11 protein-coding genes are annotated in these 16,519 nt (G+C 73.8%); 5 read left to right on the top strand and 6 right to left on the bottom strand.

Features of this window, described 5'->3' with window-relative positions; translation table 11 throughout:
• Positions 1-52: 52 nt before the first annotated feature.
• Entirely contained in the window at positions 53-961 is a 909-nt protein-coding gene (locus ACGFIM_RS11770) for an alpha/beta hydrolase family protein (protein ID WP_393198514.1), read from the top strand.
• Between the two features lie 142 nt (positions 962-1,103).
• Here the strand turns inward: ACGFIM_RS11770 and ACGFIM_RS11775 are convergent, their stop codons facing one another.
• Positions 1,104-1,592 (bottom strand): NADAR family protein, encoded by a 489-nt coding sequence (locus tag ACGFIM_RS11775; protein ID WP_393199715.1) that lies wholly within the window; start codon positions 1,590-1,592, stop codon positions 1,104-1,106.
• A 239-nt stretch (positions 1,593-1,831) separates the two neighbouring features.
• Complete coding sequence (locus ACGFIM_RS11780) at positions 1,832-2,056, bottom strand: hypothetical protein (RefSeq protein WP_393198517.1); 225 nt, start codon at positions 2,054-2,056, stop codon at positions 1,832-1,834.
• Positions 2,057-2,149: 93 nt separating this feature from the next.
• Here ACGFIM_RS11780 and ACGFIM_RS11785 point away from each other — a divergent pair, with 93 nt between their 5' ends.
• A complete protein-coding gene (locus ACGFIM_RS11785; protein WP_393198520.1) occupies positions 2,150-2,770 on the top strand; it encodes a YdcF family protein in 621 nt (206 codons plus the stop codon).
• A gap of 123 nt (positions 2,771-2,893) precedes the next feature.
• Here the strand turns inward: ACGFIM_RS11785 and ACGFIM_RS11790 are convergent, their stop codons facing one another.
• Positions 2,894-4,033 (bottom strand): acyl-CoA dehydrogenase family protein, encoded by a 1,140-nt coding sequence (locus ACGFIM_RS11790; RefSeq protein WP_393198523.1) that lies wholly within the window; start codon positions 4,031-4,033, stop codon positions 2,894-2,896.
• Positions 4,034-4,055: 22 nt separating this feature from the next.
• Positions 4,056-7,403 carry an indolepyruvate ferredoxin oxidoreductase family protein gene (locus ACGFIM_RS11795; protein ID WP_393198526.1) on the bottom strand — a complete coding sequence of 1,116 codons (3,348 nt, stop codon included), beginning with the start codon at positions 7,401-7,403 and terminating at the stop codon, positions 4,056-4,058.
• A gap of 172 nt (positions 7,404-7,575) precedes the next feature.
• Here ACGFIM_RS11795 and ACGFIM_RS11800 point away from each other — a divergent pair, with 172 nt between their 5' ends.
• Positions 7,576-8,022, top strand: coding sequence for an Lrp/AsnC family transcriptional regulator (locus ACGFIM_RS11800; protein WP_393198529.1), 447 nt, complete (start codon positions 7,576-7,578; stop codon positions 8,020-8,022).
• Between the two features lie 17 nt (positions 8,023-8,039).
• On the opposite strand, the gene ACGFIM_RS11805 is transcribed toward ACGFIM_RS11800, so the two are convergent.
• The gene (locus tag ACGFIM_RS11805; protein WP_393198532.1) at positions 8,040-9,506 is read right to left on the bottom strand and encodes a hypothetical protein; all 1,467 of its coding nucleotides are present in this window, start codon (positions 9,504-9,506) and stop codon (positions 8,040-8,042) included.
• Positions 9,507-9,638: 132 nt separating this feature from the next.
• Entirely contained in the window at positions 9,639-10,292 is a 654-nt protein-coding gene (locus ACGFIM_RS11810) for an adenylate kinase family protein (protein WP_393198535.1), read from the bottom strand.
• A gap of 180 nt (positions 10,293-10,472) precedes the next feature.
• On the opposite strand from ACGFIM_RS11810, the gene ACGFIM_RS11815 reads away from it, so the two are divergent.
• Both ACGFIM_RS11815 and ACGFIM_RS11820 read left to right on the top strand, forming a co-directional pair.
• Positions 10,473-11,735 carry a peptidase C39 family protein gene (locus ACGFIM_RS11815; RefSeq protein WP_393198538.1) on the top strand — a complete coding sequence of 421 codons (1,263 nt, stop codon included), beginning with the start codon at positions 10,473-10,475 and terminating at the stop codon, positions 11,733-11,735.
• A 199-nt stretch (positions 11,736-11,934) separates the two neighbouring features.
• Positions 11,935-16,452 carry a hypothetical protein gene (locus ACGFIM_RS11820; protein ID WP_393199718.1) on the top strand — a complete coding sequence of 1,506 codons (4,518 nt, stop codon included), beginning with the start codon at positions 11,935-11,937 and terminating at the stop codon, positions 16,450-16,452.
• The last annotated feature ends 67 nt before the right edge of the window (positions 16,453-16,519 follow it).

Consider the following 16,519-nt stretch of genomic DNA (forward strand, 5'->3'; position numbering starts at 1 on the left):
CCCCGCTCCGAACAATGGCGAAAGACAGCTGTCACCGACCGAGCCACCCCCGATGAGCAGGGAGTATGACGACGTGCAGCTCTTCACCCCCCGATCATGCGCGCGAACGTTGACCAAGCTCGCCCTCACCGTCTCGCTGATCGCCGGCGGCCTCGCGGCCGCCTCCCCCGCCCACGCGGCCGGCTACGAGCGCGGCCCCGACCCCACCGACGCGCTGCTCGAAGCCTCCAGAGGCCCGTTCGCCACCGCGGAGACCAGGGTCTCGGCGCTGGTGCCCGGCTTCGGCGGCGGCACCATCTACTACCCCGTCGACACCAGCCAGGGCACGTTCGGCGCGATCGCCATCTCCCCCGGCTACACCGCCCGCTGGTCCAGCCTCGCATGGCTGGGGCCGCGCATCGCCTCGCACGGCTTCGTGGTGATCGGCATCGAGACCAACACCATCTACGACCAGCCCGACAGCCGGGGCCGCCAGCTCCTCGCCGCCCTCGACTATCTGGTCCAGAGCAGCCCGGCCACCGTGCGCAGCCGCATCGACCCGAACCGGCTGGCCGTGGCCGGCCACTCGATGGGCGGCGGCGGCACGCTCGAGGCGGCCAACAGCCGCCCGTCGCTGCAGGCTGCGGTGCCGATCGCGCCGTGGAACCTGCAGAAGTCGTGGTCCGGCGTACGCGTCCCGACCATGATCATCGGCGGTGAGGCCGACGCCATCGCCCCGGTCCTCACTCACTCCAAGCTGTTCTACGACAGCATCCCGGCGTCGTCGGAGAAGGCGTACCTGGAGCTGAACAACGCCAGCCACTTCTTCCCGCAGCTGCCCAACACCACGATGGCCAAGTCGATGGTGGCCTGGCTGAAGCGGTTCGTGGACGACGACACCCGCTACGAGCAGTTCCTCTGCCCGCCGCCCAGCGGCCTGGCGATCTCGGAGTACCGCGACACCTGCCCCAGCGACTCCTGACCTGACCGGGAGCTTCCGATGGCGGCCGCACGACGCGGCCGCCATCGGCACGTACGCATGTGATCGGAGAACGGAGAAACACCGACCGCCCACCCGATGGGCCCGTCACGGCCGCCGATCGATCAGCTCGATGCGCTGCTTGTCACGACCGCCGAAGCGCGTCCCGGACCTCCATCAGCGCGAAGCCGAGCAGATTGAGCCCCCGCCACATCTCCGGCCGCTCGGCCCGCTCGTCGTCGGCCGCCAGCCCGATGCCCCAGATCCGATCCACGGGGCTCGCCTCCACCAGCACCCGCTCACCGGTCCCCAGCAGGAACTCCCCGAGCTCGGGATTCTGCCCGAACTTGGCGAGGTTCCCCTGCACCACGATGTCGAACCGGGCCGCCGCCCACTTCTCCTCGTCGAAGCCGCGTACGCGCCGCCCGAGATCCTTGGCCTGCTCGGGATGGCCTGCCGCGACGATGGCCCGCGCCGTCTCCTCGTCCCCGAACAGCCGCGCCTTCCCCGCCATCATGAAGTGCTCGGCCGTCGCGTACGTGACCCCGTCCACCACGAACTCCGCCGGCCACCACTGCGACAGGCACCCGGCCCCCACCCCGCCGGACCGCGGCGCCCGATGCCCCCAGAACATCAGATAGCTCACCGGCTCCCCCCGCCGGACGGCCTCCACCAACCCCTGCACATCCCGCACCGCTTCCGCCATACCCCCAACCATCCCAAACCCCTGCAAGCCACCGCCAACCACTTTCACTCGTCGGGTACCGGTGCGCACGAACACCGCCCCGCCCGCCGGAAGGGCACCCCGGAGGGCCCGATCGGCATAGCAAGCGTGCCACCCGGTACAGGGTGGGATCACCGGACCCCGGCCGTCTACCGCTGAGGCGGGAACTTCTTCACAGCGTCGTCGATGATCCCGTGCAGGGCCCTGGCACAGGCCGACACCCTGCCGTGCGGTGGATAGCAGACGCCGGCGACCGGCGGCTCGTCGCAGTAGTCCTTGCCGTGCCGGCTGCACCACCCGGTGGCCGCGACACTCTCCGGATCGTGGAACGCGGGATCGAACGGCATCACGATCCGGATCTCACCGGGCTCCATGCGCGAAGCGTGGAAGCAGCCGCTCTCATCGTCGATACCGCCGCGGGCGCACGCCCGTGTGCGGTCCGGTGCCGGGCGCCTAGAGTCGCCGGCATGTGGCTGAGGACTGGGATGTTGGTGGCCGGGGCGGCGGCCCTGGTGTGGGGTGAGTGGCTGAACCGGCGGTGGTCTCGCACGCTCGTACGCGACGGCGAGGGCGGCACCGAGGCGGTGGTCGTGCTGGGCTACCGGAACCCCCAGCCTGCGGCGAACCTCATCAACCGCTGGCGGGTCCGCGCCGGGATCCGCTCCGTCTCCGCGGGCAAGGGGTCCGGCGCCCGCGTCATCTTCAGCGGCGGCGCGGCCCGTGGCCACGTCGCCGAGGCGCGGCTGATGGCCGACTACGCGACGTCGGTGCTCGGGTTCGGCGGCACGGTGATCCTCGAGGATCAGAGCATGTCGACGTGGGAGAACATCACGAACGTGATCCCGCTGCTGGAGGACGCCGACCGCATCAAGATCGTGTCCCAGCCCGCTCACGCTTTGAAGGCCCGCGCGTACCTGCGGCGGCTGCGGCCCGATCTGGCCGGCAAGCTGGTACGCGCGGACGACTACCGCCCCGGCGAGTGGACGCTCGCCAAGCCGCTGCTCGCCCTGCACGGGCTGTGGACGCTGCGCGGCCTTGAGCCCGGCGAGCGAAAGCTCTCGCGTGCGCGGCCAAGGCGTAGCCAATGACGTAGCTGATCCGGCGGCTCTCAACGGTCGCCCAGTCGCTGGTTCCGCGGCTCCCCACGCTCGCCCGCCCGCGCAGTGCCTGCGTCGCAAGCACAAGGTGTCGAAGGTCGCGCAGGTCGAGGGCTACTTCGCCAGGTCGCGGCTGATCACCAGGCGCTGGATCTGGTTGGTGCCTTCGAAGATCTGCATGATCTTGGCTTCGCGCATGTACCGCTCCACCCGGAACTCCCGCGTGTACCCGTACCCCCCGAACACCTGCACCGCGTCGGTGGTGACCTTCATGGCGGCGTCCGTGGCGACCAGCTTCGCGACGGAGGCGTGGCGGCTGTAGGGGAGGCCGGCGTCGCGGCGGCGGGCGGCGTCGAGGTAGGTGGCGCGGGCGCTGTCCACGGCGGCCGCCATGTCGGCCAGCAGGAAGCCCAGCCCCTGGTGGTCGATGATGCGCTTGCCGAAGGTGCGGCGTTCCTTGGCGTAGGCGACGGCCTCGTCGAGTGCGGCCTGGGCGAGGCCGGTGGCGCAGGCGGCGATGCCGAGGCGGCCGGAGTCGAGGGCGCTGAAGGCGATCTGCAGGCCCTGGCCTTCCTCGCCGATGAGGCGGTCGGGTTCCAGCAGGACGCCGTCCCAGTGGGCGCTGGTGGTGGGCACGGCGTGCAGGCCCATTTTCTCCTCGGGTTTGCCGAAGGTGAGGCCGTCGGCGGTGCCGGGGGCGAGGAAGCAGGAGACGCCGCGCGAGCCGGCGCCGGTGCGGGCGAAGAGCGCGTAGAAGTCGGCGATGCCGCCGTGGGTGATCCACGCCTTGTTGCCGGTGATGCGGTAGCCGTCGGGGACGCGTTCTGCGCGGCAGGACAGCGCGCCCGCGTCGGAGCCCGCCTGCGGCTCGGACAGGCTGTAGCCGCCGATGAGCTCGCCGGCGAGCATGCGGGGCAGCCACTGTTCGCGCTGCTCGGGGGTGCCGTAGGTGAAGACGGTGTAGCAGGCCAGGGTGTGCACGCTGACGGCGACGGCGACGGCCGCCCAGCGGGCCGCCAGCTCCTCCACGACCTGCAGGTACACCTCGTACGGCTGGGCACCCCCGCCGTACTCCTCGGGGTAGGGCAGGCCGAGGAGCCCGGCGGCGCCCAAGGTGGCGAAGAGCCCTTCGGGGTAGGTCTCGGCGCGTTCGTGTTCGTCGACCCTGCGGGCCAGCTCCTTGTCGGCGATGTCGCGGGTCAGCTCGATGAGGTCTTCGGCGTCCTGGTCCGGCAGCAGGCGTTCGACGGTCACGGTGACTCCCTGACGGTAGGGCTTAGAGGTTGTCCAGCGCCTTTTGAGCGCGCTCGCGGAACTCTGCGACCCTTGCGAGCTTGATGTCCTCGTACCCCCGGATCAGGTCGGGCAGCCCGGCGATCTCCTCGACGACGGAGGCGGTCTCGGGGGTGAGGCGGTCGAGCGCGGTGCGGACGAGCCCGCGGTACTCGCCGATGAGCGCCCGCTCGACCCGGCGCACCTCGGCCTTGCCGAACACGTCGAACGCGGTCCCCCGCAGCACCCTGGCGGCGCGCAGGCCGCGGAAGAGCACCCCGGCCGAGCGGCCCACCTTGATCTTGCGCTTCATGCCCATCGCGCGCAGCACGGGCGGGTGCAGCAGCACCGTGACCTTGGCGTCCGCGCCGAATTCGCGCTCGCGCCGCGCCACCTCTGCGGGGTCGAGGTGGAGGCGGGCGACCTCGTACTCGTCCTTATAGGCCATCAGCTTGTGCAGGCCGCGCGCGTAGGCGAGTGCGATGGCGGTGCCGGCCTGCTCGCCGGCGCGCTCGACGGCGCGGGCGGCGACGCGGCGGACGTCGTCTTCGTACGTGCGGGCGTAGGTGGCGTTCTGGTAGCCGGTGAGGTCGGCGACGCGGTCGGCCACGACCTCGTCGAACGTCTTCGGCCGGGCGGTCTCGGGCAGCGCGGCCCTGCGCACGGCCTCGGGGTCGTGCACGGCGGCCCGCCCCCACCGGAACGCGGCGAGGTTCTGCTCGACGGAGGCCCGGTTGAGCCGGATGGCCTGCTCGATCGAGGCGGCGCCGACGGGCAGGCAGCCCTTCTGGTAGGCGGCGCCGAGCAGCAGCAGGTTGGCCGGCATGTGGTCGCCGAACAGCGCTTCCGACAGTGCGTGGGCGTCCACGCAGACCTGCTCGCGGGTGGCGGTGGCGACGCGGGCGACGGCGTCGGCGTGGCCGGGCACGGGGATGCGCCCGGTGACCATGGCGGCGGTGGGCACCACGGAGGTGTTGAGCACGGCGACGGTGCGTTCCGGCGCGGCCACGGCGAGGGTGGCGTCGGCCGCCGCCCCGAGCACGTCGAACCCGATGAGCACGTCGGCGCTGCCCTGCGAGGCGCGCACGTGCCCGGACGGCGGCCGCTTGCCGATCCGCACGTCGCTGACCACGGGCCCGCCCTTCTGCGCGAGGCCGGTCTGCTCGAGGCCGGTGGCGTGCAGCCCGTCGAGGTGGGCGGCCATCTGGAGGATCTGCGAGACGGTGACCACGCCGGTGCCGCCGATGCCGGGCATCCTGATGAGCGTCTCGTCGCCGTGCGCGGCGACCGGCTCGGGCGGGGTGACGGGCGGTTCCGGCGCCTTCCTGGGCTCCTTGGTGCCCGGCTCGACCAGCAGGAACGACGGGCAGTCGCCCTTGAGGCAGCTCAGGTCGGTGTTGCAGGACGCCTGGTGGATGCGGGTCTTGCGGCCGTACTCGGTCTCGACGGGCTGCACGGACAGGCAGGTCGAGACGTCGCCGCAGTCGCCGCAGCCCTCGCAGACCCGCTCGTTGATGTACACCTTCTGGGTGGGTACGGGCAGCTTGCCGCGCTTGCGCAGCCGCCGTTCCTCGGCGGCGCAGCGGTCGTCGTGGATGAGCACGGTCACCCCGCCGGCCGCGGCCAGCTCCTTCTCGACCTCGGGCAGGTCGTCGCGGTGCCGTACGGAGGCGATCGGCGCGAGCTCGACGCCCCGGTACCGCTCGGGCTCCGGCGTGGTGATCACGACCTTGCGCACGCCCTCCAGGGCCAGCTCGCGGGTCAGCGACGGCACGTCGAGCTTGCCCTCGGGGTGCTGGCCGCCGGTCATGGCGACCGCGTCGTTGTAGAGCAGCTTGTACGTGATCGGCACCCCGGCCGCGACGGCCGCCCTGATGGCCAGCGAGCCCGAGTGGTGGTAGGTGCCGTCGCCGAGGTTCTGCACGAAGTGCCGGTCGTCGGTGAACGGCGCGAGCCCGATCCACTGGGCGCCCTCCCCGCCCATCTGGGTGATGCCGACCTGGGTGCCGCGCCCGTGGCCGTCGAGCGCGATCATCGCGTGGCAGCCGATGCCCACGCCGACCAGCGTGCCGTCGGCGGTGCGGGTGGAGGTGTTGTGCGGGCAGCCGGAGCAGAAGTACGGGGTGCGCGCGGCGACCACCGGCAGCAGGGCGCGGCGGCGCTCGCGGCGGGGCGGCTCGATGCCGAGGCAGGAGGCGACGGCCCTGGCGACGTCGTCGGCGCCCAGCGTGCCCCTGGCGGGCAGCAGGTCGCGGCCCCTGATCTCGGGGGCGTGCGCGGCGCCGTACAGGGCCTGCTTGAGCTGGCCTTCGAGGAACGCCACCTTGTCCTCGACCACGAGCACCCGGGCCAGGCCCGAGGTCAGCTCGGCCAGCTCGGCGGCATCGAGCGGGAACGGCATCGCGATCTTGATGAGCCGGATGCCGTGCGCGTCCATGGCGGCCTCGTCGATGCCGAGGTCGCCGAGCGCGCGCTCGACCGCCGCGTACGTGGCTCCGGAGGCGAGGATGCCGAGCCCGGTGTTGCCGGCGCCGGCCGTCACGCGGTTGAGGCCGTGCTCGCGTGCGTACGCGCGGGCGAGGGCGAGACGGCGGGTGAGCATGTCGTGCTCGGCGTCGAGCGCGGCTGGGCCGAGCAGGATGGGGGCGGGCCCCTTGGCGGCGCGCTCGGGCACGGGCACGCCGGCGCGCAGCGGGCCGAGGTCCACGGTGGCGGAGGCGTCGGCGATGTCGGCCACGATCTTCAGGCCCACCCACAGGCCGCTGGCGCGCGACATGGCCACCGCGTGCAGGCCGTACTCGATGATCTCGGCGACCGTGGCGGGCGCGAGCAGCGGCATGGACAGGCTCTGGCACATCGGCTCGCACGAGCTGGGCAGCGTGGACGACTTGCAGCCGGGGTCGTCGCCGATCCAGGCCACCGCGCCGCCGAGCGGGGCGGTGCCGGCGACGTTGGCGTGCCTGATGGCGTCGGCGGCGCGGTCGAGCCCGGGGTTCTTGCCGTACCAGAAGCCGGTCACGCCCTCGTGGCGGCGGCCCGGCACCTGATCGAGGAGCTGCGTGCCGGCGACGGCGGTGGCGGCGAGCTCCTCGTTCAGACCGGGCTGGAAGACCACGCCGGCGGGCTCCAGGTGCCTGGCCGCCCTGCCCATCTCCAGGTCCACGCCCGCCAGCGGCGAGCCGGGATAGCCGCTGACGAACGCGCGGGTGTCCAGCCCGCGCTCGTCGTCCAGGCGGCGCTGCTCCAGCGTCAGGCGCACCAGGGCTTGGATGCCCGAGATGAGCACGCGGCCGTCGAGTGCCGTGTACTTGTCGTCGAGCGACACGGGGGTGGGAGTCTCGCTCGCGCTCATGCGAACCTCCTGGCGTTCATACGTGCTCGCCTCGTGGCACGCTGCTTCCCAGCACAGCAACCCGGGCATGATGTGCGCAAGTATTAGACGAGAAACCGGGCCAAAGACGCAAACAATATGAGTTCATGGACGTGCCAGCCGACGTTCTTTGCGCGTGAAGGGGGCGTACTCCGTGCCTGAGATCGACGAGATCGATCACCAAGTGCTGCGGCTCCTGCGTGAGGACGGACGCAGGACGTTCTCCGAGATGGCCGAGCGTATCGGCCTTTCGGTGGCGGCGGTCAAGCGGCGGGTCGACCGGCTCAAGGAGCTCGGCGTGATCACCGGTTTCTCGGTGCAGATCGACTACGCCAAGCTCGGCTGGGGCATCGAGGCCTTCACCGAGCTGCGCTACCCCGGCACCACCCCGGTCAGCGAGATCATCCGCACCGCCACCGACGTGCCGGAGGTGCAGGAGGTGTTCACGATCGCGGGCGACCCCGACGCGCTGATCCACGTACGCGTGCGCGACCTCGGCCACCTGCAGCAGGTCATCGACCGGCTGCGCAGGGCCGGTGACGTCACGGGCACCAAGACCCTGCTCGTCCTCGGCTCGTGGAGCCGCGACGTGCTGGGCTGAGAGCTCCTGGGCGCGGGTCAGGAGGGGTGCCCGTCCTGGTGGGAGAAGTAGCGCACGAGCAGGCCGATCGCGATCAGCACCGCCACCCCCAGGCCCAGCATCCAGACCGGCGCGCCGGTCACCGGCAGCTCCCCGGCCTCGTGGTGCGCGGGCGGCGGCATCTCGCCCGCGGCTGCGGGGGCGTCCCTGTGGCGCTCGCGGCGCGGCTCCTCGACCGGCTCGTGCCCGCCGTCCTCACGCTCTTCTTCCGGGGTCGCGGTGGGGGTCGGCTCGGGCGTCTCCTCGGCCTCCGGGGTGCTCTCCGGCTCCGGCGCCGCCGCCACGACCGTGTCGGCGCAGGCGCGGTTGTCGGCGGTGTTCTCCTCACCGCCGCCGGTGGTGACCGACGCGCAGATCGTCAGCGGGCCGGACTCGTACGGGGTCAGGCTGAAGGCGTACGTCCTGCTCTCCCCCGGCGCGAGCGAGCCGAGCGGGCAGATGAGCGCGGGGCCGCTCTGCGGGCACTCCGCCGGGCGCCGCGCGATCGTCCCGCCGTCGGCCGGGTTGTGCAGGGAGACGTTCGCCGCCCGCGAGGGGCCGTGGTTGGTCACCGTCAGCCGGTACCGGATCGGCTCCCCGTGGCCCACCTCCTTCGGCGCGCCCTCCTGGCGCACCTCGACCTCCGCGACCGCCCGCGCCCTGGTCGCCAGCTCGGCCTCGTCGGGGGTCGCGTCGGGGGCGGTGACGTGGGCGCGGTTGACCAGGTTCGTGCCGTGCCGCAGCGCCGGGTCGGTGGTGACCGGCAGCTCGAACGTCACGCTCTGCCCCGCGGGGAGCGCCATGCCCGGCCCTCCGCAGGTGAGCGTGCGGCCGGCGAGGCGGCAGCCGCCGGGGAGCCGGCCCGGGATGAGGTCACGGTCGAGCACGCCGGTGGCGACGACGCCCGTGGCGTCCGTGATGCCGGCGTTGGTGATGGTCAGGGCGTAGACCGCGGTGTCCCCGATGATCACGGGGTCGGGGGTGAGCTCCTGGGCGACGCGCAGCAGCGGCGGCGCTTTGGGCGTCCCGGACGCGCTCGGCCTGGGCGCGGGCGGGCCGCCCCGCCGTCCTCCCTGTTCGCCGTCCGGCCCGTACGTCTGGTCCCCGCCGCGCTGTCCTGACTGGCCGGGCAGCGGTCCGTACGGGGAGCCGCGCACGACCCCGTCAGGGCCGGCCGCGCTCTTGGCGACGCTGCCGGGTGCGGGACCGAAAACCGCGCTCCCAGGCGCGGGACCGTAAACGGCGCCGCCGGGTGCAGGCCCGTAAGCGGAGCCGCCGGGCGCGGGCCTGCCCTCCTCGGCGGCAGGCCGGCGGTCGTCGTGGCCGGGGACGGACCGTGCGGCCGCAGGGACGGGCGCGTGCATCGCGGGCGGGGCGGAGTTCGCGGGAAGTGCCGTGATCGCCGCCCAGGCGGCGCTGCCCAGCGCGGCGAGCGAGATGATCGCCGCGATTCCGGGCCTGCCCATGTCGTACCCCCGCCCCTATGCGCTTGTCTCGACCCGGTGGCGATCCTCCTACCGGCCGGTCGGGTCGCGGGGGCGGTCCGACCGCAACGATGCGCCGCCATGACCGACTCTTTAGCCGTCGCCCCGGTCCGCTCAGCACTCGCCCCGGTAGGGCGGCAGGTCGAAGCGGGCGCGGATGGTGCGCTGCACCTCCAGCTTGCCGGCGCGGGCGTCGATGGTGAGCACGTACTCCTTGCGCCGGAACAGCTCCAGCACCGGCCCGGTCTTGTCGTGATAGTCGGCCAGCCGCCTGGCGAGCGCATCGGGGGTGTCGTCGGGCCTGGTCACCAGCTCGCCGCCGCACACGTCGCAGCGGCCCTCCTCCTCGGGCCGGTGGGCGATGAGGTTGTAGTCCATGCCGCAGCGCGAGCACAACCGCCGGGCGAGCACCCGCCTGCGCACCTCCTCGTCGGGCAGGTCGAGGTGGATGACGCCGTCGATGTCGTAGCTCTCCAGGAAGAACTCGGCCTGGCGGCGGTTGCGCGGGAAGCCGTCGATGATGAAGCCGTAGTTCCAGTCGTGCAGGTCGAGCCGGTCCTTGACGACGTCCTCCACGAGGTCGTCGCCGACCAGCTCGCCGGCCGCGACGAGGCGGCGCACCTGGGCGCCGATCTTGGTGTGGTTCTTGACGTGCCAGCGGAAGATGTCGCCGACGCTGATGTGGACGAGGTCCAGGTCACTGGCGAGCATGGCGCTCTGGGTGCCCTTGCCGCTGCCCTGCACCCCCATGATCACGTATTTCCGCATAGCGAGCGCTCCCGTCCTCCGTCGTAGGCATGCTCACCCCGGCGCCGGGGATCATGCGCGAACAACCGCGGGAATCGAGAGTGATTACGTAGATCTGCCGATGGTCGTGCCCGGCCCGGCGCGCATACTGTCAGCGCATACTCCCGGCCACACCGATCGCCTTCGAAGCAGGGTGGGTTCATGCGCGCGCTGACCGTGTTGTTGTCCTTCGCGTCGTTCGCGTCCACGTGCGCCATGGTCGCGACGTGCGCCGCACCCGCGAACGCGAAGCAGGCCGCGGCGACGCCCGACGTGGTGTTCCAGCGGGCCGACTTCACCGCGGGCACCGCCGAGGGCACGACGGCGTCGGACGGTCTGGCGTTCGGGGAGGCCGCGGGCACGGTCTCGTACACCGACGCGCTGGGCACCAAGACGTGGGAGTACGCCCGCTGGACCGGCCCCGAGCAGGACATCGGCTTTCCCGCCACCGAACTGATCGCGTCGTGGACGGCCGACGTGCCGCCGGGAAGCTGGCTGCAGGTGGAGGCGAGGGGCAGGAACGCCGGGGGGCTGACCCGGTGGTACTCGCTGGGCCGCTGGTCGTACGCGGAGGGCGACGTGCTGCGCACCTCGGTCCCCGGGCAGTCGGACGCCGACGCGAAGGTGGCCGTGGACACGCTGGTCGCGGCGGCGGGCAAGCCGCTCAGCGGCTACCAGCTCCGGCTGACCCTCTACCGGCGGCCCGGCTCGGGCGTCGTCCCCCGGGTGCGCACGTCCGGCGTGATGAGCTCCAACGTGCCGCGCCGCGAGAGCGTGCCGGTCAGTCCAGGCGGCGGCGCGTGGGGCAAGGAGCTGGCGGTGCCGCGCCGGTCCCAGAACCTTCACAAGGGCCACTATCCCGAGTGGAACGGCGGCGGCGAGGCGTGGTGCAGCCCGACCTCGACCACGATGGTGATGGGGTACTGGGGCGTCTGGCCGAGCGGGCAGGACACCGCCTGGGTGGACGGCTCCGACCCGAACCCCGAGGTGGACCACGCCGCCCGCCACACCTACGACCACGCCTACGGGGGCACCGGCAACTGGCCGTTCAACACCGCGTACGCGGGCCGGTACGGCCTCGACGGGTTCGTCACCAGGCTCCGCTCGCTGACCGAGCTGGAGCGGCTGATCAGCGCGGGCGTGCCGGTGATCACCTCGCAGTCGTTCACGAAGGAGGAGCTGCCGGGCGCGGGTTACGGCACGGATGGCCATCTCATGGTGGTCGTCGGCTTCACCGATGACGGCGACGTGATCGCCAACGACCCGGCGTCGCCGAGCAACGCGGCCGTGCGCAGGGTCTATCCGCGGGCCGCGTTCGAGAACGTGTGGCTGCGGAGTTCGAGCAGCGGCGGGGTGGCGTACGTGATCCACCCGAGGGGCCACCGGCTGCCCGCCACGACCCCCGGGCTGCCGGCCAACTGGTGACGCAGATTGCCCGTCATGATGTGCCCGAATATGCGGGGATAACTGCTGGTCAGCGGGCTTTCGTACCCCTCGACGGCCGCCCCGGAGCTGCGTACATTGTCATCCGTCAAAAGCCGAACTCGACGAGCCTTGCGCGGTGGAACGCCGGATGACCGAGGACGAACCAGCCACGATCGAGAAGACTCGGCCCGTGCGCGACATGCGATGGAACGGTCCACCGCTGCTGCTGTCCGACGCCGGGGCCCGGGTGCTGCTGGCCGGCACGGGCACGCATCGGCCCGCCTCCCGGCTGCCGCACGCGCCCGCCGTGGCCGCCACGCTCGACGACGTCGCCCGCTGCCTGGTGGAGCGGGCCGGCCTGTCCCCCGACCGGCTCGACGTGCTGCTCGACCCGGCCGGCCCGGCCGAGCTCGGCACGGCGCTCGAGCGGGCGGCGCGCGAGGCGACGAGCGTGCTGATGTTCCACTTCGTCGGGCACGCCCTGTTCGGGCCGGGCGACGAGCTCTACCTCGCCACCGGCGCCACGGCCGACCTGTCGGAGGGCACGGCGGGCTACCAGGCGCTGCCGTACGCGCTGATGCGGCGGATCATGGCCGGGTCGCGGGCCGGGCTCGCGGTCGTGGTGCTCGACTGCTGCTTCAGCGGCGGCGGCCGTCCGGTGCCCGCCAAGCTCATGGAGCAGTCGCTGGCCTGGCCGGGTGCGTACGTGCTGGCCGCGACGAGCAAGGAGCCCAACTCGTGGGCGCTGCCCGGCGTGCGGCACACCGCGCTCAGCGGCGGGCTGCTGCGGCTCCTGCGCGAGGGCGATCCCGAGGGCCCGCCCGCGTTCACGCTCGACCACGTGCACCACCGTCTGGCCAGGGCCCTGCCCGCCGCCGGGTTCCCGCGTCCCCGGCGGGAGGCGATCGAGCTGGAGGAGCTGCCGCCGCTGGCCGTCAACCCGGCCCACGCGGCGCCCCGGGTCCGGCAGCGGCCGGTGGCCTCGCCCGGCGATCCCGGCAGCCCTTACCGGGGGCTGGCGCCGTACGGGGCCGAGCACGCCGCGGTGTTCGCCGGGCGCGAGGAGGCGACGCGGTCGCTGGTCGGGCGCGTCCGCCAGGCGCTGCGGGCGGCCCGGCCGCCGATGGTGCTCGGCGCGCAGGCGTTCGACGGCGCGGGGCCGCTCGTCCTCACCGGCCCTTCGGGGTGCGGCAAGACGTCGTTGCTGCGCGCGGGGCTGCTGCCCGTGCTGAAGGACGAGGTGGGGCGGTGCATCGCGCTGACCCCCGGCGCCGAGCCGACGGCGGCGCTGGCCGCCGAGCTGGCCGCGCTGGGCGGGGTCGATCCCGCACGCCTGCGCGCGATCATCGAGTCCGACCCGGCGGCGGCCCGCCGCGGGCTGCCCGGCCCCACGCTGGTGGTGGTCGACCAGTTCGAAGAGGTGTTCACCGCGTGCGGCGACGAGACGTCGCGGCGGCGCTTCGTGGCGGCGCTGGCCGAGCTGTCGGGGTCGGCGGCGGTGGTGATCGCGGTACGCGGCGACTTCTTCGCGCGCTGCGCCGCCTATCCGGGGCTGCTCCAGGGGCTGCGGCGGCCGGAGATCGTGCCGCCGCTGCCGCCCGCCGGGGTGCGCAGGGTCATCGAGGAGCCCGCCGCGCGGGCCGGGCTCGCCATCGAGCCGGGGCTGGTCGAGCTGATCCTGGACGACCTGCGCCGGGTCGATGAGGACCCGCTGCCGAAGCTGTCGCAGGCGCTGCTCGCCACCTGGCGGCGGCGTACCGGCGGGGTGCTCACCATGGAGGGCTACCGCGCCGGCGGCGGGGTCGCGCGGGCGATCGCGATGAGCGGCGAGGAGACGCTGCGGCGGCTCGGCGCGGAGTTCGAGCCGGTCGCGCGCGGGCTGCTCGAACGGCTCGTCCTCGTGGACGAGCAGGCGGGCGCGCTGCCCAGGCGGGTGCCGGTGGCCGAGCTGAGCCCGGGGCCCGAGTCGGTGGCCGGGCAGGTGCTGGCCGAGCTGGTCAGGGCGCGGCTGGTCACCGTGGAGCGCGACGAGGCGCGGCTGGTCCACGAGGCGCTGGTGCGGGCCTGGCCCCGGCTGGCGAGCTGGGCCGAGGCGCGGCGGGCGCGGCTGCTCGTGCGGGGGCGGCTGGCCGAGGACGCCGCCCTGTGGCGGGATGACGGCAGGAACCCGTCGTACCTGTACGCCGGCGACCGCCTCGCGACGGCGGAGACCGTCGTCGGCCTCGCGCATCCCGCCCGCCGCGAGACGGCGCGGCGGACGCGCAAGAGCACAAAGAGCGGGAAGGCCGGAAAGAGTGGAAAGGGCGCGCAGGGAGACGACCGCGCGCTGTGGCCGGAGGATGCCGGGCACGGAGCCGGTGCGGTCGCCCAGTGGCCGGAGGAGGCGGCGCGGCGGGCCGGGAAGAGCGCGCCGGACGTACGCGATGTGCGCGAGGCGAGCCCGATCGAGCGGGAGTTCCTGGTGGCCTCGCGCCGCCGCCAGGAGCGCAGGAGGCTGATCGCCCGCGGCACCATCGCCGCGCTCTCCCTCCTCGTCCTGGCCGGGGCGGCGGGCGGCGTGGTGGCGGTCGTGCAGGGCGGCAGGGCCGACGCGCGGGCCATGGAGGCGGCCCGCATGCGCGACGAGGCGCTGTCCCGCGAGGTCGCGGCCGCGGCGAGCCGCGCGGGCGACACCTCGCTCGGCTCCCAGCTCGCGCTCGCGGCCTACCGCCTGTCGCCGACGCCGGAGGCGCGCGGCGCGCTGCTCGGCTCGCTCGCGCGTCCGATCGGGGCGCGGCTGATCGGCCACACCGCCCCGGTCGAGCAGGTGGCCTTCCGCGCGGACGGCCGCGTGGCCGTGACCGCGTCCGGCGACTTCACCGCCCGGTTGTGGAACGTCGCCGACCCGCTGCGTCCGCAGGCGCTGGGCGTGGTGGGCGGCCACACCGGCGGGGTGCGCACGGCGGCGTTCGCCAAGGGCGGGAAGGTGCTGGCGACGGGGTCGGCCGACGGCACGGCCCGGCTCTGGGACGTCTCCGACACCGCCCGTCCGCGCCCGCTGGCCACGCTCGAAGGCCACAAGGAGCCGGTCGAGTCGGTGGCGTTCGCGCCGGAGGGCGATGTCCTGGTCACCGCGTCCCCCGACGGCACCGCCCGGCTGTGGAACGTGACAAACCTCCGCAAGCCGGCGGCGCTGTCGGTCGTCCGCCAGGACGCCGACTTCACCGAGGCCGTCTTCAGCCCCGACGGACGCATGGCCGCGCTGGCCACCGCCGGAGGCACGATCACCATCCTCGACGTGCGCAGCCCCGCCACGCCGGTCACGCTGGCGAGCCTGGCCTCGACGCACGGCGGTCTGCGCGGGCTCGCGTTCTCCCCTGACGGGCGCACCCTGGCGGCGGCCTCGGCGACCGGCACGATCGAGCTGTGGGACGTCGCCACCGCCCAGCAGGCCGGCACCGCCAAAGGCAGCGGCGCGGCGGTGCACGACATCGCGTTCAGCCCCGACGGCACGCTGCTCGCCGCCGCCTCGGCGGACGCCGACGTCCGGCTGTGGAGCGTGGACGACCCGGCCGCGCCTGAGGCGGTGGGGACCCTGGCCGGGTCTCCCGACGCGGTGACGGGGGTGGCGTTCAGCCCCGACGGGCGGCACCTCGCCACCTCGGGGGCCGACGGCATCGCCCGCCTGTGGAACGTCTCCGACGCCGCCCGCCTCACTCCCCGCGCCCGCCTGGCGCGGCACACCGGCGAGGTGACCGCGGTGGCGATCTCCGCGAGCGGCGGCGTGCTGGCCAGCGCGTCCGACGACGACACGGTCAGGCTGTGGGACCTCTCCGACCCGGCGGCAGCCGCCGCGCACGCCACGCTCACCGGGCACACCGAGACGGTGCTGACGGCGGCGTTCAGCCCCGGCGACGACCGCCTCGTCACCGCATCCCGCGACGGCACCGCCCGCCTCTGGGACGTCTCGTCACCTGAGGCGCCCAAGCCGCTCGGCACGATCACCGGCGGCATCCGCTCCGCCGCGTTCGGCGCGGACGAGACCACGGTGCTGACGACCTCCTCCGACGGCCGCGCGGCCCTGTGGGACGTCGGATCCCCCGCCGCGCCCACCCGCCTCGCCTACCTCGGCCCCGCCGAGATCCGGCTGACCGCCGCCGCGTTCCGCCCGGACGGCAAGCTCGTGGCGACCGGCTCGGGCACCTCGTCCGTACGGCTGTGGGACGTCGCCAAGCCGGCCCGCCCGCGCCAGGTCGCCGCGTTCACCGCGCACACCGGCCAGGTGCTCGCCCTGCGGTTCAGCGGCGACGGAGCGACGCTGGCCACGGCGTCGTCCGACGGCACGGTCCGGCTCTGGGACGTCTCCGACACCGCGAGCCCGCGCCGCCTGTCGGAGCTGACCGGCCACGCCGCCGACGTGGTGAGCGTGGCGTTCGCCGCCGACGACCGCAGGCTCGTCACGGCCTCCGCCGACCGGACCGTGCGCGTGTGGGACGTGGTCGATCCGTCCGCCCCCGAGCTGTGGGCGGTGTTCGCGGGCTCGAAGCCGGTGCGCGACGCCGTGCCGGGGCCCGACGGCACCGTGCTGGCCGGCACGTCGGGCAGCGCCGTACAGCTCTACGGGCTGGACGTGGAGCAGGCGAGCGCGCGGATCTGTGAGGAGGCCGGCACGTCCATCACCCGCGCCGAGTGGGACCGCCATTTCCCTGGCCGCCCGTACGCGCCGCCCTGCCCGTGACGGCCACGCTTGAAAAGGGCCGCCCGCGCACAAGCGTCCACCCATCCACGCCGCCCTGCCCATGAGG

This window comes from Nonomuraea sp. NPDC049309 (genome assembly GCF_043196965.1).
Taxonomy (GTDB): Bacteria; Actinomycetota; Actinomycetes; order Streptosporangiales; family Streptosporangiaceae; genus Nonomuraea; species Nonomuraea fastidiosa.